This window comes from Streptomyces albofaciens JCM 4342 (assembly GCF_008634025.1).
GTDB lineage: Bacteria > Actinomycetota > Actinomycetes > Streptomycetales > Streptomycetaceae > Streptomyces > Streptomyces albofaciens.
The window spans coordinates 1,620,362-1,639,635 of the sequence record NZ_PDCM01000001.1 but is presented as its reverse complement, the minus strand read 5'-3'; the positions used below and the strand labels follow the sequence as shown (position 1 = coordinate 1,639,635).

At 71.5% G+C, this 19,274-nt stretch carries 16 protein-coding genes; 4 read left to right on the top strand and 12 right to left on the bottom strand.

What is annotated here, in order from left to right; all coding sequences use genetic code 11:
* Positions 1 to 44: 44 nt before the first annotated feature.
* The 5 genes from CP973_RS07545 to CP973_RS07525 form a co-directional block, all read right to left on the bottom strand.
* Positions 45 to 254 (bottom strand): MbtH family protein, encoded by a 210-nt coding sequence (locus tag CP973_RS07545; RefSeq protein ID WP_003980093.1) that lies wholly within the window; start codon positions 252 to 254, stop codon positions 45 to 47.
* 379 nt (positions 255 to 633) lie between these two features.
* The gene (locus tag CP973_RS07540; RefSeq protein ID WP_150238710.1) at positions 634 to 1,257 is read right to left on the bottom strand and encodes a GTP-binding protein; all 624 of its coding nucleotides are present in this window, start codon (positions 1,255 to 1,257) and stop codon (positions 634 to 636) included.
* A complete protein-coding gene (locus CP973_RS07535; protein ID WP_150238708.1) occupies positions 1,238 to 1,600 on the bottom strand; it encodes a DUF742 domain-containing protein in 363 nt (120 codons plus the stop codon). Before CP973_RS07535 ends, CP973_RS07540 begins: the two co-directional genes overlap by 20 nt.
* A 73-nt stretch (positions 1,601 to 1,673) precedes the next feature.
* Entirely contained in the window at positions 1,674 to 2,081 is a 408-nt protein-coding gene (locus tag CP973_RS07530; RefSeq protein WP_030376561.1) for a roadblock/LC7 domain-containing protein, read from the bottom strand.
* A gap of 2 nt (positions 2,082 to 2,083) precedes the next feature.
* Positions 2,084 to 4,204 carry a sensor histidine kinase gene (locus tag CP973_RS07525; RefSeq protein WP_483025199.1) on the bottom strand — a complete coding sequence of 707 codons (2,121 nt, stop codon included), beginning with the start codon at positions 4,202 to 4,204 and terminating at the stop codon, positions 2,084 to 2,086.
* A 480-nt stretch (positions 4,205 to 4,684) separates the two neighbouring features.
* Here CP973_RS07525 and CP973_RS07520 point away from each other — a divergent pair, with 480 nt between their 5' ends.
* Positions 4,685 to 5,035 carry a hypothetical protein gene (locus CP973_RS07520; protein WP_150238706.1) on the top strand — a complete coding sequence of 117 codons (351 nt, stop codon included), beginning with the start codon at positions 4,685 to 4,687 and terminating at the stop codon, positions 5,033 to 5,035.
* 219 nt (positions 5,036 to 5,254) lie between these two features.
* Here the strand turns inward: CP973_RS07520 and CP973_RS07515 are convergent, their stop codons facing one another.
* The gene (locus CP973_RS07515; protein ID WP_150238705.1) at positions 5,255 to 6,586 is read right to left on the bottom strand and encodes an FAD-dependent monooxygenase; all 1,332 of its coding nucleotides are present in this window, start codon (positions 6,584 to 6,586) and stop codon (positions 5,255 to 5,257) included.
* Positions 6,587 to 6,787: 201 nt separating this feature from the next.
* On the opposite strand from CP973_RS07515, the gene CP973_RS07510 reads away from it, so the two are divergent.
* Positions 6,788 to 7,567: a TetR/AcrR family transcriptional regulator gene (locus tag CP973_RS07510; protein ID WP_167538426.1), complete on the top strand. Its 780-nt coding sequence runs from the start codon at positions 6,788 to 6,790 to the stop codon at positions 7,565 to 7,567.
* Between the two features lie 204 nt (positions 7,568 to 7,771).
* Here CP973_RS07510 and CP973_RS07505 read toward each other — a convergent pair whose 3' ends face one another.
* The 3 genes from CP973_RS07505 to CP973_RS07495 form a co-directional block, all read right to left on the bottom strand.
* A complete protein-coding gene (locus tag CP973_RS07505; protein ID WP_208853145.1) occupies positions 7,772 to 8,104 on the bottom strand; it encodes a DUF4288 domain-containing protein in 333 nt (110 codons plus the stop codon).
* A gap of 563 nt (positions 8,105 to 8,667) precedes the next feature.
* Positions 8,668 to 9,747 carry a rod shape-determining protein gene (gene mreB / locus CP973_RS07500; RefSeq protein WP_150238701.1) on the bottom strand — a complete coding sequence of 360 codons (1,080 nt, stop codon included), beginning with the start codon at positions 9,745 to 9,747 and terminating at the stop codon, positions 8,668 to 8,670.
* A gap of 203 nt (positions 9,748 to 9,950) precedes the next feature.
* Positions 9,951 to 12,113 (bottom strand): FUSC family protein, encoded by a 2,163-nt coding sequence (locus tag CP973_RS07495; RefSeq protein ID WP_150238699.1) that lies wholly within the window; start codon positions 12,111 to 12,113, stop codon positions 9,951 to 9,953.
* A 654-nt stretch (positions 12,114 to 12,767) separates the two neighbouring features.
* Between CP973_RS07495 and CP973_RS07490 the strand changes: the two genes are divergently transcribed.
* Positions 12,768 to 13,790 carry an alpha/beta hydrolase gene (locus CP973_RS07490; protein WP_150238697.1) on the top strand — a complete coding sequence of 341 codons (1,023 nt, stop codon included), beginning with the start codon at positions 12,768 to 12,770 and terminating at the stop codon, positions 13,788 to 13,790.
* Between the two features lie 58 nt (positions 13,791 to 13,848).
* On the opposite strand, the gene CP973_RS07485 is transcribed toward CP973_RS07490, so the two are convergent.
* Positions 13,849 to 14,349, bottom strand: a complete 501-nt coding sequence (locus CP973_RS07485) for a hypothetical protein (RefSeq protein WP_150238695.1) — start codon at positions 14,347 to 14,349, stop codon at positions 13,849 to 13,851.
* A 191-nt stretch (positions 14,350 to 14,540) separates the two neighbouring features.
* Between CP973_RS07485 and CP973_RS40745 the strand changes: the two genes are divergently transcribed.
* Positions 14,541 to 15,245, top strand: a complete 705-nt coding sequence (locus CP973_RS40745; protein ID WP_244409315.1) for a nuclear transport factor 2 family protein — start codon at positions 14,541 to 14,543, stop codon at positions 15,243 to 15,245.
* Positions 15,246 to 15,353: 108 nt separating this feature from the next.
* Here CP973_RS40745 and CP973_RS07475 read toward each other — a convergent pair whose 3' ends face one another.
* The gene (locus tag CP973_RS07475) at positions 15,354 to 16,232 is read right to left on the bottom strand and encodes an ABC transporter permease (protein ID WP_167538425.1); all 879 of its coding nucleotides are present in this window, start codon (positions 16,230 to 16,232) and stop codon (positions 15,354 to 15,356) included.
* A gap of 38 nt (positions 16,233 to 16,270) precedes the next feature.
* Complete coding sequence (locus tag CP973_RS07470) at positions 16,271 to 19,162, bottom strand: CocE/NonD family hydrolase (RefSeq protein WP_150238692.1); 2,892 nt, start codon at positions 19,160 to 19,162, stop codon at positions 16,271 to 16,273.
* Positions 19,163 to 19,274: the final 112 nt, after the last annotated feature.

The window sequence follows — 19,274 nt, the reverse complement described above, 5'->3', positions numbered from 1 at the left end:
TCGGCGCCCGACCGGTGCCGTCCGTACGCGGCAGCGGCTCGTACTCAGTCGGCCATGGCCTCCGCCAGGCTGCGGGGCCGCATGTCGGTCCAGTGCTCCTCGACGTAGTCCAGGCACGCCTGGCGGCCCTCCGGGCCGTACACGCTCTGCCAGCCGGCCGGGATCTCCGCGAACGCCGGCCACAGCGAGTGCTGGTTCTCGTCGTTCGTCAGGACGTGGTACTGCGCCTCCGGGTCTTCGAAGGGGTTCGTCATGCGGGTGACCTCTCGGTGAAGGAGTTACCGGTGAGATTTGGATTATGCGGGAGGAGGCACCGGTACCGAAGCGCAGGGAAGGGATTCAGGGTTATTTGGGCGAATTCGGCAGATTCGTCGGCCGTTCGGTGGCATGCTAGGAGCTTCTCGAATCCCCTCGGCCTTCCCCGGCTCTCTCCAGCCCCCTCAGGCTTCCCCGGCTTCCTCCGGCCCCTCAGCCTTCCTCAATCCCCTCCGGCCCCCTCAGGCTCCCCCGGCCCCTCCGACTCCCTCAGCCCTCTCCGATCCCCTCCGACCCCCTCAGCCCCCTCCGGCTTCCCCAGGCTCGCTCAGATCCCCGGCAGTCGGCCCCGGCCCGCCACGAGCGAGCGGAACCGGCTCAGTTCACCGCCAGCGAGTGCAAATACCGCATCAGCGTCATCAGCACATCGCGGCTGGAGGACCGCAGCCGGGCGTCGCAGTCGACGATCGGCACCTCCGGGGGCAGGTCGAGGGCACCCCGTATCTCCTCGATGGGGTGGACCGGCGCGTCCGGGAAGGAGTTGATGGCAACGACGAACGGGACGCCACGCTCCTCCAGACGCCCGATGACGTCGAAGCTGACCTCCAGGCGGCGGGTGTCGATGAGGACCACCGCGCCCAGCGCGCCGTCGAACAGGCCGTTCCACAGGAACCAGAAGCGCTGCTGGCCCGGCGTACCGAACAGGTACAGCACCAGTTCCTCGTTGAGGCTGATGCGGCCGAAGTCCATCGCGACGGTCGTCGAGGTCTTGCGTTCGATGCCGACGATGTCGTCCACGCCGACACCGGCCTGGGTCATCGTTTCCTCGGTGGTCAGCGGGCGGATCTCGCTCACCGAGCCCACCAGGGTCGTCTTGCCGACCCCGAATCCGCCCACGATCACCACCTTGACCGCGGCGGCGGCCGTCTCGGGCAGTTCGTCCTCGCTCCGTGGCCCCTGGGCGGGGTGTTCGACAAGCATCTCAGAGCTTTTGAAGTCCATGGATCACCGCCTCAATAAGGGCACGGTCGGGAAGTTGGGCGGGTGGCACGGGCGCGCGTGCCACCACCCGCCCGTCAGCCAGCAGGTCACCGAGCAGGACGGTGACCACGCTGACCGGCAACTGCAGGTAGGCGGAGAGTTCCGCCACGGACAGCGGTGAGTGGCACAGCCGGACGATCGACGCCTGCTCCGGCTGCATGCCCGGTGTGGGTCCGGTTTTCGACACGATCAGCGTGACCAGGTCGAGGGAGGCGGTGTGGCCGGAGGCGCCGCTGCGCCCGCCGGTGATCACGTAGAGCCGCTCGGGGCTCTGGTCCTCCCAGTCCTGGTCCGCTCCGCTCATGCCGTGTCCCCGCTTCGCCCCGCCGTGCCCCCGCGCGGCCCCGGCCGCCTGCCGATCCGTTCGCCGCCCTGGGTCATGCGCCCTGTCCGTCGTGGCGCGGTGGGCTGCTGAGGTGCTCGCCGATACGGGCCACCAGGTCCCGCATCCGCTGCCCTATCAGCCCGGCGTCCACACCCTCATCGGCCAGGACGGCCAGGTAAGCGCCGGCGCCCGCCGCCATCAAGTAGAAGAAGCCACCGTCCAGTTCGATCACGACCATGCGCATCCGGCCGTCGCTGTGCGGGAACTCCGCGGACACCGCGCCCGCCAGGCTCTGCAGGCCGGCGCAGGCCGCCGCCAGCCGGTCGGCGGTATCGGTGTCCGTACCGTACTGGGCCATGCGCAGGCCGTCCGAGGACAGCACGACCACGTGACGGGTCTGCGGAACGCTCTCCGCGAGATCCTTGAGCATCCAGTCCATGTTGGGCCGGTGCTGAATCATGGCTACTCACTCTTTTCCGACGACTCGTCACTCTTCTCACTGGCTGCACTTGCGGCACTGACTGAAGTCCCCGTACCGGCCGTGGAGGCCGGGTTGCCGGTCCGGTCGGTGACCGGGCCGAACTGCTCGGCGGGCAGGCCCGGGTGTACGTGCCCCGGCCGGTCCGGCGAATCCGGGTGGCCGAAACGTTTCGGCTGACCCGGAAGGCCAGGCTCATTCGCCCGTACTGACTGGTCCGGCAGTCCTGCCTGGTCCGGCTGTACTGCCTGATCAGGCTGACCTGACCGGCCCGACTGCCCCGAATTCCCCGCTTGCCTCACATTCCCCGACTGATCCGTGTTCCCCGACTGATCCGTATTCCCTGACCGGCCCGTATTCCCTGACTGGCCCGAATGGCTTTCGCCGGACAGGCCGCTCTGGAACGCGGCGAGCCACATACCGGGCTGCACCGGCGCGGCGTCCTCCGCCCCTCCGGTGGAGGGGGCGGCGGAAGAGGAGGTGGCGGGAGCCGCGTGCGCGCCGGGGGCCACCGGGGGCATGGGCGCGGTGACACGGGACTTGCGGCGCCGCTGCGGAAGCCCGTTGGCGGTCCGCTCGGTCACCACGGGGAGGTCATCCTGGGTCTCCTCCCGGACGGCGTCCCGGTACTGCGGGGGCGCTGCCGCTGCGGCAGGGGGCGTGGACGGCGCGAACGGAGCCGAAGCCGGGGGCTGCGCTTGGGCCTGAGCCGGGAATCCGTTCTGGGCCTGAGCCGGGATGCCGTTCTGAGTGTGAGCCGGGAAGCCGTTCTGGGCTTGAGTCGGGAATCCGTCCTGCGCTGGGGCCGGGCTTCCGTGACGGACCTGGGCCGGCACGGTGTGCTGCGGGCCGGTGGCCTGCGGAGCCGCGCTCACCTCGCGGCGTTCCGTACGGGACGTACGCGCCGTACGCGGGCCGGAGGACGCGCCGATGCCGTGCGCGCGGCCGGTTGCGGCGGCCGTGGTGATCAGGTCCTGCGGAACGATCAGTACCGCGCGCACACCACCGTAAGCGGAAGGCCGCAGCGAAACCTGGAAGTTGTACGCCTGCGCCAGCCGGCCGACCACCGCGAGGCCGAGGCGCGGGGTCTCGCCCAGGTCGTTGACGTCGATGCCCTGCTGCGCCTGCTGGAGCATCCGCTCGGCCCGCCTGCGGGCCTCCTCGCTCATGCTGACACCGCCGTCCTCGATCTCCACGGCGATGCCGGACTGCACCTCGACGGCGGTCAGGTGCACCCGGGTCTGCGGCGGGGAGTAGCGGGTGGCGTTGTCGAGCAGCTCGGCGAGGGCGTGGATCAGCGGCTCGACGGCGGTGCCGACGACCGCGACCTCCGACACGGAGTGCAGATCGACGCGCTGGTAGTCGATGATCCGGGACATCGCGCCACGCAACACGCTGAACAGCGGAACCGCCCGGCTCCACTGGCGGCCGGGGCGCGCGCCGCCGAGGACGGCGATGGAGTCGGCGAGGCGGCCGATCAGGGCCGTACCGTGGTCCAGGCGCAGCAGGTCGCCGAAGACGTCCGGGGACTGGCCGTGCCGGTCCTCCATGTCCCGCAGTTCCTGCGCCTGTTGGTGGACGATCGCCTGCACTCGACGGGCGATGTTCACGAACGCGCGCTGGGCGGACTCGCGCAGGTCCTCCTCGCCGACGACGGCGTCGAGGACGGAGCGCAGTACGGCCTGGTGCGCCGCGGCGAACTCGGGTGTCAGGCCCGCCTCACGTGCATGACGCGTGATCCGCTCGGTCATCGCGGCGTACACGTCCTCGGGGAACTCACCGCGTCCGAGCCGGGCCACCACCTCGGGCAGCAGTTCCTCGGCCAGCCGGACGGTCTCGGTCTCCTGCCGGCCGAGTGCGACCTGCTGTGCCGCGGTCCGCTCACGGAGCGCGGCGAGCGCACGGCCGCGACGAGTGACCTCGCCGGTCACCAGCGCGACGGCCACCGTGGCGACCGCGCCGATCCAGATCACCGGCGTGCTCGCCTGCGAGGGGACCGTCGTGGTGGCGACGGCCGCGGCCACGGCGGTGGCCGCGGCGGGCAGTATCCACGCGAGAACCGAGGTAGGACGCGGCCCCTCGGGCGACGATCCTTCTCGAACCATCTGCACCCTAAAACCCTCAAAACATCGACAGATCACAGGACGTCTAGCGGGCCCCAGCTCCCCGTACGGCGCCGCCACAGAGTGACCTGCGGTAACTGCCTTCATACACTGGGCCGGTAGTAGCATAACCGCCCTTGATCAAGGACTGACGCCAGGTCATGACACGTCAGTGGCAGGCGGATCGGGTCACTCCGCCAGGGCCGTTGGTCCTTTGCCGACGGTACGGACGGACCTTGTCACGCGAACGACCGGTCGGCGAAGAATGCCACCTTTAACTGGACCTACGAGCTGCGCGCGCGTGGTGGGTGCGCCTTGGTGGCTGGCTTGGGCGGGCTACTTGGTGGGGGCGGGCGGGTCCCTTCGGCGGGCGGCAGAGGGCGGTTTCGGAGGGCTGCGGGGGGGGCTTGGGAGCTGGTCCGCTCCGAGTGGCACCTTGACGGGATACGCGGGTTGACGGGATACGCGGGTGAGAATGACGGCATGACCACCCCGACTCGATTCCGCATGTACTACGAGGATGAAGACCTGTGGCTGTACTTCGAGACGGATGAGGAGGGATGGGCAGCTCGGCATATCGAGATCCGCGGCAAGGACGCCCGCCCCGTGACGGCTGCCTCCCTGAAAGAGGTGCTGCACCTGCGTGACCACGCAGGAGTCCCGGCAATGCTCCGCTACGAGCGCCGGTACGGCATCCTGGCCGAGGGCCCCCTGGACGGCTGGCAGGATCAGCCCCACGCAGCCGAACTGACAGCGGAAGAGTTCGACCGTCTCTGGACTGAAGCAAGGCAAACGTTGGACGCCCGGGCCGAACTGGCCAAGGAGTCGCCGTAGAACGCCGCTGCTCTCTCCCCTCCCGTAATTTCTCTGTTTCTCTGCGCACAGCCCGTCGGATGCGCTGTGGGCAGCGCGGCAGCGCCCGCTTGAGGCCGTACCCCCGTCGCCAACCTTCTTCGAAACAACAACGGGAAGTCCCGCAGCCCCCGTCTCATATTTCGGGACTCACGCACGCAGCCCCCGCCCCTCCCCTCCCCCCTTCCCCCACCCTCCCCCTTACCCCCGCCCCTCGGCCTCGTATGCGCGCAGCTCAATGGCTGCGGATATGTCCTCGCCCTCCTGGAGCATCGCGGCCACGGCCTGCGGGTTGTTCAGCAGGTCGTTACGGGCGTCGATGGCCTCCTGGGTGGGTGGAGCCAGGAACTCGCCGGCGCGACGGCCGCCCTCCTGGCACTGCGTGACGAAGGGTCGCAGCCGCTCCTCGTAGCGCGCGAACGCCCTGCCGTGGTCACCACCGGCCGCCGCCAGTTCGCCGGCGAGGACGTACGCACCCACGACGGCCGCCCCTGTGCCCATGCCTCCGACAGTGGCGCCGTACGCCGCATCGCCGAGCAGGGCTATTCGGCCCGTGGACCAGCGCGGCACGTCCACCCGGCTGATGGAGTCGAAATAGAGCCCGCCGGTGCCCCACACCGTCTGTGCCAGTTCCTCCGTCCGCCAGCCGCTTCCCTGGTACGCCCGGGTTATCAGCTTCTTCTGCCCTTCCGCGTCCCGTCGGTCGTAGGTCAGCTCATCCGAGGCGAAGACGCAGAACGTCTCGCCCGCGTATCCCGGCTCGCCTGACCGTCTGGCCGTGCGGCCCACGCTGATGAAGCGGCCGGGCTCGTTGTAGCCGACGGGCCGGGCTCCGAGATCTTCGCTGCCGGCCGGCAGGTCCCAGCCCGCTATGTAGTAACCGAGGTGGCTGACGAACTCTTCTTCGGGAGCGAAGGCCAGGCGCCGCACGGTGGAGTGCAGACCGTCCGCGCCGATCACAAGGTCGAAGGTGCGCGGGGCTCCCCGTTCGAAGGTGACGTGCACACCGTCCGCCACCTCGGTCAGGGAAGCTATGGAGTCGCCGAAGACGTACTCGACAAGCGGCGCGTTCGCTGCGCTGCCCTCCTCCGCGAGCGGTTCGGCACCGTACTCCTCCGGCCCGCGCTCAGGCTGCCCGCACGGATCGGAGCCGGAGCGGGCGTGACCGTACAAGCTGTGCTCGTAGAGGATGCGGGAGAGGTCGGAGCGGAGGAGCTCCACTTCTCCTCCGGTGAACTCTGGGGGGAGCGCGGCGATCTCGCGTCCGCGATCGTCGATGAAGCTCATCGGGCTGCCGCTGGTGCGATGCCGCCGGATCTCGTCCAGCACCCCCATCCGCTCCAGCACCGTCAGGCTCGCTTTGCCGCGGAAGTCGACCGCGAACCCACCGCCGCGCAGCGCCGGGGCCACTTCGATCACGGTCGGGCGGTAACCGTGGCGCCTGAGCCAGTAAGCCACGGCCGGGCCGGCGACGCTTGCCCCCGAGATCAGCACGGTCGGCCCGTCGGCCGCGCATGTCGTCTTGTACGTCATCACACGCTCCCCACGTTGAGTCGCCACTGCGACAAGAAAAACTGTATCCGTCGGACACTGTTTTGTATACCCCGGACACAGTTTTAGGATGCGGAGGTGGGCGGAGACGGGACGAGCAAGAAGATCGAGAAGAGCCGGAAGAGCCAGAGCGGCGAGGACACCGGTGAGGGGACCGGGCAGATTCCGGAGGTGGCGGCCGATGTGTTCGCGGAGCAGGCGGGGAGCATCGAGTTGCTGTGGGGCGGTCGTGAACGGCCGAGCCGCGGCCCCAAGCCCGCGCTGAGCCTGGACCGGATCACACGGACGGCGATCGCGCTCGCCGACGCGAGCGGGCTCGCGGCCGTCTCCATGCAGCGGATCGCGGGCGAGCTGAACTTCACCAAGATGTCCCTCTACCGCTATGTCCCGGGCAAGACCGAGCTGGTCGCCCTCATGATCGACACCGCGATGGGGGAGCCGCCCGCCCCGCGCACCGGCTCGGGCTGGCGGCCCGCGTTGCGCGCATGGGCCGAGAGCCTTTCCGCCGTCTTCCACCGCCACCCTTGGCTGCTGCCGGCGACGGTGGGCCCCCGCGTCATGGGCCCCAACGAGCTCGGCTGGGTGGAGAGCGCCCTCGCCGCCCTCGCCGACACCGGCCTGAACGGAGCCGAAAAACTGGACGCCGTGGTCGTGGTCAACGGCCATATCCGCACCCTCGCCCAGGTCGCCGTGTCCATGGGCGTCGGCAGCACGCGGGCAAGGAACCCCGAGCAGGTCATGAGCGCGGCGCTGAACGAACTCCTCATCGGCCGTTCCGACCGCTACCCCGCGCTCACCGCCGCCGTCGCGTCAGCCGCGGCCGACGACTCCCATGACCAGGCACTCGAATTCGGTCTGGAGCGGATCTTCGACGGCCTGGAGAGTTTCATGCACCGCCGGACGGCGCGGCACGCCAAGCCCGAGGCCGGGGCCGAGCCCGGGGCGAAATCCGGCGCTCCCTGAGACGACACCGGACTGCTCGCCGGCACGCCGGTAAGCCGGTAAGCCGGTAAGCCGATACACCAGTACACCGTACGTCGACACAAAGCCAGCACACCGGTACGCCAGCACAGAGCAGCCCACCGGAGAAAATGGGCGATCGCAACACGCCTTCAGCGAGCACCAGCACCCGCACCCCCTACCAGCCCCGCGGCACCTAGAACCCCATCAAAGTTCCTCGCCGGACAGCAGCGGTTCGAAGCGCTGATAGGCGGCGTAGTCACGGAAGTGCCGCGCGTACAGGTCGGCGTCCTGTGTCAGGTCCTCGTCGAGTACCGCACTCACGTCCACCACGCGCTTGAAGCTCCAGGACACCGTTTCGCCCCGGTCGTTGAGGTAGCTGGTCTCCCGGGAACGGGCCCTCCGCTCGGCCCGGACCCGGGCGTCCGACTCGTCCGCCGCGTACACGAGGATCACGCTCTCCTCGTACAGCGGATCGCTGCCGCCCGTGCCCGGCGATTCCATCAGCACCACCGCGATGTGCGGCCGAGGTCCCCGCACCGTGCCCCCCTTCCGTTCGGCACCCGTAGCAAGGGCGCGCCCCGTATCCTCTGCGGCCGACCGGCCGTGCGCGACTGCCCAGCGGCGTGGCGGCACGGAATCCGTCCGCACCCGTTCGGCCGGCTGGAGAACCTTTGGATTCAGCATGGGAGTCAGCTTCCAAAGCCGGATGTGGACGTACGCACCTCTTCGGGCCCGTGTCCGGGCAGAGGCACATGTACATGTACGGGCACACGTACAGGCGCAGGCACATGCACAGGGGCGATCACGGCCCAGCCGGCCGGCAATCGCGCCGTCCCCGCTACGGCGGGCATGACCGGCCTCGCACCGATCGTGAGCGCCATCCCGTTCGGCATGACCGTTCCTCCCAGGGCGACGGTTACGCACCGCGACCGGCCTCGCGGCCGGCGCAATCATCTTCACCCGTTCCGGGGGTTACCGCATGTCGGCGCGTCCGGTGGCCTGCGGACGGGAAGGCGCCGCCCGCGCCGCTCACCGGGAGCCGCGGCCCACCCCCGACAACCCCGCCCCAGGACGGCCCGGAAACCAGCCGGTCCAACCTCTCAAAGCCGCACGGCCTTCCGGGGCTGCTCCATAGCCCCCGCCAACAGCCCCTGTAGCGACGCGAATTCGTCCACGCACCGCCCCGTGCCGTTGACCACGCAGTCCAGCGGATCGTCGGCGACCACCACCGGTACACCCGTCTCCTGGCGCAGCCGCTGGCTCAGGCCGCGCAGCAGTGCGCCGCCACCGGTGAGCGCGATACCGCGCTCGATGATGTCGCCGGAGAGCTCGGGCGGGCACTCGTCGAGGGTGCGGTGCACGGCCTGGACGATGGCGTCCACCGGCTCGGCGAGCGCGGAGCGGATCTCCTCCTCGGTGATCTCCTGGATGCGCGGCAGGCCGCTGACGTGGTCGCGGCCGCGCACGGTGTAGGACGTGCGGCGCTCGGGCTCGCCCTCCTCGTCCACGTCGACCGGCGTCCAGGCCGCCGACCCGATCGCGATCTTGATGTCCTCGGCGGTGCGCTCCCCGATCGCCAGCGAGTGCTTCTTCTTGACGTACGACATGATCGCCGCGTCCAGCGCGTCGCCCGCGACCCGTACCGACTGGGCGGTGACGATGCCGCCCAGCGAGACGACGGCCACCTCGGTCGTGCCGCCGCCGATGTCCACCACCATGCAGCCGACCGGCTCGGCCACCGGCAGCCCGGCGCCGATCGCCGCCGCCATCGGCTCCTCGATCAGGTGCACCTCGCGGGCGCCGGCGCTGCGCGCCGAGTCGATGACCGCCCGCCGCTCGACGCCGGTGATGCCGGAGGGCACGCAGATCACGACCCGCGGCCGGGAGAAGCGGCGGGTGGGCAGCGCCTTCTTCATCAGGGCGCGCAGCATCTGCTCGGCCGCGTCGAAGTCGGCGATCACGCCTTCCTGGAGGGGACGCATCGCGGTGATGCCGGACGGCGTACGGCCGATGGTGCGCTTGGCCTCCGACCCGACGGCGATCACCTCGCCGGACGCGTTGACGGCGACGACGGACGGCTCGTTCAGGACGACGCCCTTGCCGCGTGAGTAGACCAGGGTGTTGGCCGTGCCCAGGTCGATGCCTATGTCGTACGTACCGGACGAAGTGCTGGACGCCATGGGAGGTTCGCTTGCTCTCTCTCGACTGGACGACAGGGCCCCGCACGCGGCGCCCCCGAACATCGCGCCCCCGGGCGGCGCGCGTGGCTCGCGGAGCCGGTGGCACGGGGAGCCCACCGGGCTCGTCGAGCTCGCCAATGGCGCCATTTGCGGGCAATTATCAAGACTACAGGCGCCGCCGAACGGTTCCGGGTGGGCGCGTTTCAGCTCTGCGGGGAAGACGGGAGCCGTGCGGACCGGGAGGGCGGGGCGCCGTTCCCAGCGGTGGTCCCCCGCGCCGCGCGGTTCTTGCCGCCCGGCCCCCGGGACAGCGCCTCGGCCAGGTCGTCCAGCGCGTCCAGCAGCAGTTCGGCGCCGCGCAGCGCGACCCCACGGGTCTCGGACCGGGCCTCCCACCGCTCCCATACGGCGCGCAGCGAGCTCCAGTCCAGGCTGCTCCGCTCCCGTACGGCCTCGGCCGCGCGCGGCAGTGAGGCGCGCAGTTCCTCCGTGAAGGCGTGCGCGTCCGGTGAAGGTTCCGCCTCCTTGTCGGGGAGGTGGGCTTCCAGGATCATCGTCACCCGCCCCATCGTGGCCAGCGCGGACTGCGCGGACGCCGCCGCGCTCAGGGAGAGCCCTCGGTGGCGCACCGGTTCCTTCTCCGCGCGGGATTCGCTCTCCTCCCAGGCGGCGCGGGCCGCGCGGGCGTCCAGGAGGGCTTCGCGCACCTGGCGGGGGCGGCGCTCGGCGGGCCGCGCGTAGCTGTCGAGCACGGCGATGGCATACCGGCCGTTCTCCTCCAGCCACTGGGCCAGCCGTTCGCGCAGCCGCGGCGTCTCCCAGGCGGGGAAGATCGCGTACGAGAGCATCGCCAGGAGGCCGCCGACGAGGGTGAGGACGACGCGTTCCTGGACGGTCTGTTCCCAGCCGGCGCCCGCGATGCCGAGCAGGAAGACGACATACGCGGCGACGCACGCCGAGGTCACCGACACTCCCGTACGCATCAGCAGGTACATCGCCAGGACGCACACGATCGCCAGCGCCGCGCTCACGTACAGGTTGGGGTGGGTGAGGCCCATGATCGTGCCGCCCACCGCGACCCCGACCAGGGTGCCGATGAACCGGGCGACGCCGCGCGCGTACGTCTGCCCGAAATCGGGCCGCATCACCATCACCGAGGCGAGCGGCGCCCAGTAGCCGTGCCCGAAGGGCAGCGCCTGTCCGAGGAGGTAGCCGGCGGCGGCCACCGTGCTGACGCGCAGCGCGTGCCGGAAGATACGGGAGGACCAGCGCAGCTCACGGCGTACGGAACGCAGCGCCACCGGCACCAGCTTCGGCACGCTCGGGCGCAGCAGGTGCCCGCGTTCCGCCTCGGTGGTGGGCCGGGTGGCCCGGACGGGCTCGTCGGTGAACTCGACGGCGTCGGCGAGCAGCGAGATCAGCCGCAGCGCGGAGCGGCGGGCGGCGCCGGTCAGCCGCGGCCCGTCGCCGTCCTGCGGCATTTCGAGGGTGGCCATCGCCTCGGGCGGCAGCCGTACGGGTTTGCCGCGCCGGATGGCGGTCGCGACGGCGTCCAGTACGGTGCCGGCCGCGCCGAGCAGTTCCCGCGCCCGGTCCCGTTCGGGGCCTTCGACGGGCGCGCCGACGACCGGGTCGGCGAGCGAGGCCAGGACCGGTCTGACCTGTTCGGCCAGTGCGCGCGGGCCGTGCAGCTGGACCGGCCGGCGCTTGGCCTGACGCGGGGTCACCGCGGAGGCGAGGCGCGCGTTCATCAGGGGCTGCGGGTCGAAGGGGGCGACCGGGTCGTGCCGCAGGCGGCGCGCGTAGTCCGCCTCGGCGGCCAGCGCGTCGGCGAGCGCGTCGCGCTGCGCGCCCCAGGGCCGTACGGGGAAGAGCACGATGAGCGCCGCCTGGACGAGGCCGCCGAACGCGATGAGCGCCGCGTGCTCCAGCGCACCGAGGATGGAGGTCGGCAGCGTGACGGTGACGAGCATGACCGAGACGGTCTGCGTGCCGACCAGCCCGGACACCGGCCCGACCGACCAGGCCAGCCCCGCCAGGAAGGTCCACAGGGAGAGCAGGACCAGGAAGCCGACGATGTGCGCGGCGGCCAGGTAGCCGAGGAAGGTGGAGACCGAGAGGCCGCCCGCGACGGCGAGGGCCAGGACGGGGCGCGGGCGCCAGCTGCGCTGGAAGGTGGCGATGCCGGCGGCGAACGCGCCGAAGGCCGACGAGACCGCGAGGGCGGGGCTGCCGAGGTAGAGGCACAGGCCGATGACGATGGCGACGCCGACCGAGCCGCGGATCGCGATCAGCGGGGTGAGCTTGGCCTTTTCGATGGTCAGCCCGGAGCGGGCGGTCTTCATCAGCGCTCGCGACCAGGTCATGAATCCGAGAATACGTATTCGAGGTCGGCGAACCGGAATGATCGGCGCCGGTTCCTGGGCGGGTCGCGGGCCCAGTCTCGGGCGGGGCGCGGGGCGAGGCGCGGGCGGGTAGCGGGGCGAGGCGCGGGCAGGTAGCGGGGCGAGGCGCGGGCCGGGCGCCGGACGGATCGCGGACCGGATTCCGGACGGGTCCCGCACAGACCGCGATCCGAGCCCCGGACGGGTCCCGCACAGGCCGCGATCCGAGCCCCGGACAGATCACGAGCCGAATCCCGGACAGATCACGAGCCGTACCCCGGAGCGGATCCGGCGCTTCGCCCTCGACCGGATCCCTTCGCCCCCGACCGGATCCCTTCGCCCCTGACCAAATCCCGTACTTGTCCCGGCCCGCCCGCGGGCAGGCATGAACTGCCCCGCGCCGTACGCCGTCGCCCCGCCCCGCCCCGCCCCGCCCCGCTCACGGTGACCCGCCGTGAAAATCACGGTCAAGCCCGTTTCCGCTGCGGGTAAACCGCCCAGGTCAGCGACGTATCGGCCGGTACGGGCGGTTTTTCGCGGGCAACGCAACATGCCGCGACGGGAAACCCCGGCCCCGGCCGTGCCCTCTTGCTCACCAGCCGGATACTCCGGCCCGCTCAGCAAGGAGAAGGTCCCGTGCGCAAAGCCCTGCTCACCCCCGTGGTCGTAGTGACCACCCTGGCCGCCCTCGCCGCCACCGCCGGCTGCGGCTCGGGCGGCTCCGACGACGACAGGCCGGTGCGTTTCGGGGACCCGACGGGTTCCGGTTCGAGCGGCGCCGCCCGGCCGGGCCAGGGGGTGCTCGCCCAGATGCCCACCCACCCCATCAGCTTCAAGGAGCAGCGCAAGGTCGGCGGCGCCGGCGACGGCACCCCGATCGGCGTGGCCACGTACCACGGCCCGAAGTCCGGGTTCACCGGGAAGGTGTGGGTGTGGGCGCCGCCGGAGTACTACGAGAAGAAGAACGCGAACAAGGGGTTCCCGGTCCTGATGGCGCTGCCCGGCGCCGAGGGCTACCCCGTCAACTACTGGATCGGCGGCGACCTCAAGCTGGAGGAGAACCTCGCGCAGTGGTCGAAGGAGGGCAAGAGCCTGCCCTTCATCGTCGTGATGCCGGTGCTCAACCCCAACGCCAAGCAGTACTACGACGCCAGCGACATTCCCGGCCAGCCGAAGATGGGCACCTGGCTGAACGAGGACGTGCCCGACTTCGTCCGGCAGAACTTCCGTACGCTCAAGGGCCGCGACGGCTGGGCGATCATGGGCTCGTCGTCCGGCGGTTTCGCCGCGCTGAAGAATGTTCTGCAGCACCCGCAGACCTTCAAAGCCGCCATACCGAGCGGCCCGGACATCGTGCCCGACTCACCCCTGTGGCGCGGACACGCCAAGGAGGAGCGGGAGAACAACCCCGAGGTCCTGGCGCAGCGGCTGATCAACAAGGGCGGGCCGGAGGTCTACCTCGCCTTCCAGGACGGCACCAAGGAGTCGACGATCGTGCCGAAGGTCAGGAAGTTCATCGCGCGGTACGGTCGCGGCCCGGTCAAGACGCGGCTGCAGATGGTGGCCGGCGGCATGCACGGCGCCGACACCTATGTGAAGGGCATGGGGGAAGGCACGATGCAGTGGATCAGCGAGCACATGCAGGGGCCTGCGGAGTAGTCCCGCCTCTCCCCCGCGCCGCCCACCGCATCGAGTCCCCTCCTCCTCGTCCCGTGCCTCACACCGAGCAGGACACGTCCAGCAATTCGATGGGCCGCGTGGCGTCCAGGTCCACGTAAGCGGTGAAGTGCTGCTTACGGTTGCCGCTCCAGTGCGTGGTGATCGTCGCCCAGCCGACCCTTGCGGACTGCGCGGTGGTCACCTTGCCGACGGAGATGTCGCGCGGCGTGTTCTGGGCGCACAGCAGCAGGTCGTAGTCGGGCGTCTCGGCGGCCTTCTTCTTGAGCTCGGCGGAGACCTGGTGCTCGCGCTGCCAGGCGTTCGGGCCGTGCTTTCCGTAGAAGGAGACCAGAAAGCGGCGGATCTCCTCGGCGGTGTAGCGGCCGTTCGGGTCGGTGCGCAGGTCCGCCCGGGACGGCTGTATGGAGGCGCCCGGGGCAGCGGCGACAGCCGGAGCCGCGGACGCGGCGGTCAAGGTGAGGCCGAGAGCGACTGCGGTCGCGGTGGCGAGGGCGGTGGCGGTGGCGGTGGCGGTGGTGCGCGAAGCGTGACGGAGCATGAGATGTCCTCGACTTCCGACTTCTGTTCTTTGTGCGCATTGCCGGTCTTCACCGAATGAGACAACCGAGGCCGCCGCTTGGTTGCGCGGCACGGTACACGCCACCCGGTTGGCCCAACGGACCCGCCGCCCGCGAGCACGACGGCGCGTTTCCGCCGGTACGGGACGGCCGCGGACGCTTGGCTGGCGCCATGACACAGCCCGACGCGAGCACCCCCTCGTACCCGTACGAACATGGCGCCAGCACGCCCCCGCACGCGTACGGACACGTCGCGAGCACACCCCCGCACGCGTACGGACACGTCGCGAGCACACCCCCGCACGCGTACGAAGACGGCTACGAAGACAACAGCACCCGTACCCGCGCCCTACTGGAGCGGTTCTACGAGGCGGAGCGCGCCTACGTCGCGGCGGGCGGCCCCGGCCGGGCGGATTTCTCCGCCCTCGCCGCCTGCCTGGCCCCGGACGTCGTCCTCCACCAGTCCCCCGGCCTGCCGTACGCCGGCGAATGGCGCGGCCCGGCCGGCTTGGAGCGGTTCATGGCCGTGATGGGCGGGCTCTGGCAGTCGATGGAGTTCCTGGAGCAGCGGCAGTCGGTGGACGGGGAGGAGGTTGTCGTCACCAGCCGGGTACGGTTCACGGCCCGCGCCACGGGGCGGGTGCTGACCACCACAATCGTGCAGCTGATGTCCGTACGGGACGGCCGTATCCGCGAGGTCCGGCCGTTCTACTGGGACCCGGCGGCCGTGACGGAGACCTGCGGCCCTGAAGCGGTCAGGGACGTCTGCGGCCCTGAGGCGATCAGCGATGTCTGCGGACGTACGGCGGTCAGGGACGTCTCCGGCCGTACGGCGGTGTCGGGGACCTCCGGTCCGGCGGCCGACCACCCGGCCTGACCGGCGTCCGCCCCGAACCCTCCCCGCCTTCTCCCCGAACTCCGCCCCCAACTCCCTCGCCACCCCTCTCCCCACAGCCTCCGCCCCGCACCCCCGCCCGCCCGCCTCCTACGACACGATGTCCTTCCTCCCGAACCCCCGGAACGCCAACGCGAACAGCACCAGCGCATACGCCACCGATACCGCCGCTCCCTGGATCATGCCGGTGGCGTCCAGTTGCGGTTGCAGGGCGTCGGCCCACGCGAACTGCCAGTGGGCCGGGAGAAAGTCGCGCCACTGCTCAAGAGCGGTGACCTGGTCGAGCACGTTGCCGACGATGGTCAGGCCGACCGCGCCGCCGACCGCGCCCAGCGGCGCGTCCGTCACCGTCGACAGCCAGAAGGCGAGCGCCGCGGTGACCAGCTGGCTGACGAAGATGTACGCGACGGCCAGGGCGAGGCGGGGCAGCGCGTCGCCCGCCGCCAGGGCGCCGCCGGTGGGCAGTTGCAGCGGCCCCCATCCGTACGCGGCCGTGCCGACGGCGAGCGCGACCAGCGGCAGCAGCACCATCGCCGCCGCGCTGAAGATCAGCGCGACGGTGAGCTTGCTCAGCAACAGCCGGGTGCGCGGAACCGGCGCCGCCAGCAGGTACCGCAGCGAGGACCAGCTCGCCTCCGACGCGACCGTGTCCCCGCAGAACAGCGCCACCGGCACGACCAGCAGGAAGCCGGCCGAGACGAACAGCACGGTCGCGGTGAAGTTGGCGCCGGACGCGGTGGCGGTGTCCATCAGCGTGATGCGGTTGTTCCGGCCGCCCGGTTCGCCGCCGATCGCGAAGGCCGCGACCAGGACGAACGGCAGCGCGGCCAGGATCGCCGCGATGACGAACGTCCGGCGCCGCTTGAGCTGCCGCAGCGCTTCGACGCGCAGCGGGAGGGTGCGGTGCGGGCGGTAGCCGGGGGCGTGCGGCGCGCCGGGTACGGACGCGCCGGCGGGGCCGCCGGACAGCGGGGACGGCCCGTCGGTGCCGGGCTCGGTGACGGCGGTCACCGGTCACCTCCGATCATGGTGAGAAAGGCGTCCTCAAGGCGCCGGTGCGGGCCGATACGGGCGACCGGGATCTCCAGCCGCAGCAGTTCCGGCAGCAGCTCGGGGGTGCTCGTCGTGCCGTCCAGCGTGACGAGCAGGCCGTCGTCGGCCCGGCCGGCGGTGGCCACCCCGGGCAGCGCGGCCACCTTCTCCAGGAGGACGTCGGACAGCGGCGTGCCGGCCGCGACACCGACGAGCAGGGTGTCGCCGGTCCCGACGATCTCGGCGACCGGGCCCGCCTGGACGAGCCGGCCACGGTCCATGACGACCAGATGCGTACAGGTCTGTTCGACCTCGGCCAGCAGATGACTGGAGACGATCACGGTACGGCCGCCGGCCGCGTACCGGATCATCACGTCCCGCATCTCGCGGATCTGCGGCGGGTCGAGTCCGTTGGTCGGCTCGTCCAGGATGAGCAGGTCCGGCAGGCCGAGCATGGCCTGCGCGATAGCCAGGCGCTGCCGCATGCCCTGCGAGTACGTACGGACGGCGCGCTCCAGCGCGTCGCCCAGCCCGGCGATCTCCAGGGCCTCCTCGACGTGCGCGTCCTCGGCCGGGCGGCCGGTGGCCCGCCAGTACAGGTCGAGGTTGGCGCGGCCGGACAGGTGCGGCAGGAAACCGGCGCCCTCCACGAACGCGCCGACCCGCGACAGCACCGGCGCGCCCGGCCGGATCGCGTGCCCGAACACCCGAATCTCACCGGCGTCCGGCCCGATCAGGCCCATCAGCATGCGCAGGGTCGTGGTCTTGCCCGCGCCGTTCGGGCCGAGCAGGCCGAGCACCTGGCCCTTCTCGACGCGGAAGGAGAGGTCCTGTACGGCGTAGCGGTCGGCGGACTTGGCGTACCGCTTGGTCAGGCCGGTGATCTGCAGCGGTACGTCCGCCAGGTCCGGGTCGGGGGCGCGGGCCGCGGACCGCCGCCTGCCGACGAGCAGCACGAGGACGGCGATGACCGCGCCGGCGGCGGGCAGCGCCCAGGTCCACGCGGGCAGCGGCGCCGCGGCGCTCTTGACCGCGGGCGCGGTCGGCACGTTCAGCACGCCGTCGCCGTCGAGGGAGGCCGTGTATGTGGCGGGCTCGGCGGGCGAGGCGTACGCGAGGTCCGTCGAGGAGAGGACCAGGCGCAGCCGGTGCCCCGCCGCGAACTCGTGGTCGATGGCGGGCAGCCGCAGTTCGACGGTCCTGCCTTCCTCGGCGCCGGTGATGCGGTACGGCTCGGCGAGTCCGGCGGGCAGCACCGGACGGCTGCTGCCGTTCGGTCCGATGTCGTAGACCTTGGCGAAGATCACCGCTTCGTCGCTGGTGGCGCGGAGGCGTACGCGGGTCGTCGGCGCGCCGGTGACGCGCAGCGGTCCGGCGAGCGGCCGCGACTCGAATCGGGCGTACTGGCCCGGGGAGTCGAGGGAGAGACCGGCGCCCACGCTGGACAGGCTGTTGAGGGCGCCGACGCCGGGCACCGTGGAGATGGACGGCGGGCTCGCCCCGGCCGGATTGCTGAAGCGCTGTTCGCGGCCGGTCAGGCGGACCCGGCGGGGGTCGTTGTCCAGGCCGGGGTAGGCGTCGGCGCTCGCGCCGCGCAGCCGGGCGGCGCCGTTGGTGGAGTCGACGGCCCCGCCGCGGCTGACGCGGAAGGCGGGGCCGGTGTCCGCGTTCGCGTCGCCCTTCAGGTAGTGGTCGAACCATGCCTTCGTACGGTTCGCGACGCGGCCGGACTCGCGGTCGCCGCCGTCGTGTCCGCCCGCGAGCCAGTCGACGGATACCGGGGCGCCGTTCTTGCGGAGCGCCTTGTACAGGGCGTCGGCCTGGCCGAGCGGGAACAGCGAATCGGTTCTGCCCTGCATGATGAGCGTCGGGACCTTGATGCGGTCCGCTACGGCCACGGGGCTGCGGGCTTCGAGGAGTTCGCGGGCGGCGGCGTCGGGCTTGCCGGAGACGGCGATCCGCTCGTACATCTCGCAGAGCCGCGGCTCGAACCGGCCGCAGCCGTCGGCGGCGTTCCGGGCCGCGGATTCGGCGGAACCCGCGGATCCGGCCGCGTCACCCGCCTCGCCGCCGGATGCGGATTTCCCGCTGCCGCCGGTGCCTGCCCCACCGCCGCTGGTCTCTTCGCGCATACCGTCACCGCCGGTCGCGCCGTTGCCGGAGCCGCCGTCCATGCCGGCCGAACCGACCGACCCGGTGGAGAAGAACATGCCGGCCCACAGCTTCTTGAAGACGCCGTTGGGGAACAGCGCGTCGGCCAGGTTCCAGTACGTGATCTGCGGGGCGATCGCGTCTACCCGCTTGTCGTACCCGGCCGCCAGCAACGCGACGGCGCCACCGTACGACGCCCCGGCGACACCGACCCGCGGATCGCCCTTGCCGTCGAGCCGTACCTCGGGCCGCGTGGCCAGCCAGTCGATCAGCCGGCGCACGTCGGACACCTCGCGGTCCGGGTCGTTGAGCCCGATCTTCCCGGTCGACTTGCCGAAGCCGCGCGCCGACCAGGTCAGTACGGCGTATCCGTCGCGCGCCAGCTGCTCGGCCTGCTCGCGTACGGATTCCTTGCTGCCGCCGAAACCGTGGCCCAGGAGGACAGCGGGGCGGGGGCCGGTCCCGCCCGCGGTGAAGAAGGACGTGTCGATCCGGACCGAGCCGCCGCCGGCCGCCGCCTTGTCGCCCCCGGTCCCGCCCCCGGTCCCGCCCCCGGAGTCGCCGCCGACGCTCTCCGGCATGGTGAACGCCCGGTCCTCCCGGTGCACGGCGGGCGGGTCGTCCGCGGCGACCGCCGCCCATGTACCGGACCCGGCGAGCACCGCCAGTACGGCCGCCGTCGCGTACAGCCGCCGTCCGCGGAATCGGAAAGTCATACGGTGAATCCTAAGGACGCCGTCCGGCGGACCACCGGGCCACCGGGGCGAACCCGCGCACCTCCCCCGGCAGTACGGGCGCCGCCGCACATACCGCGCCCGCAGTACGCGC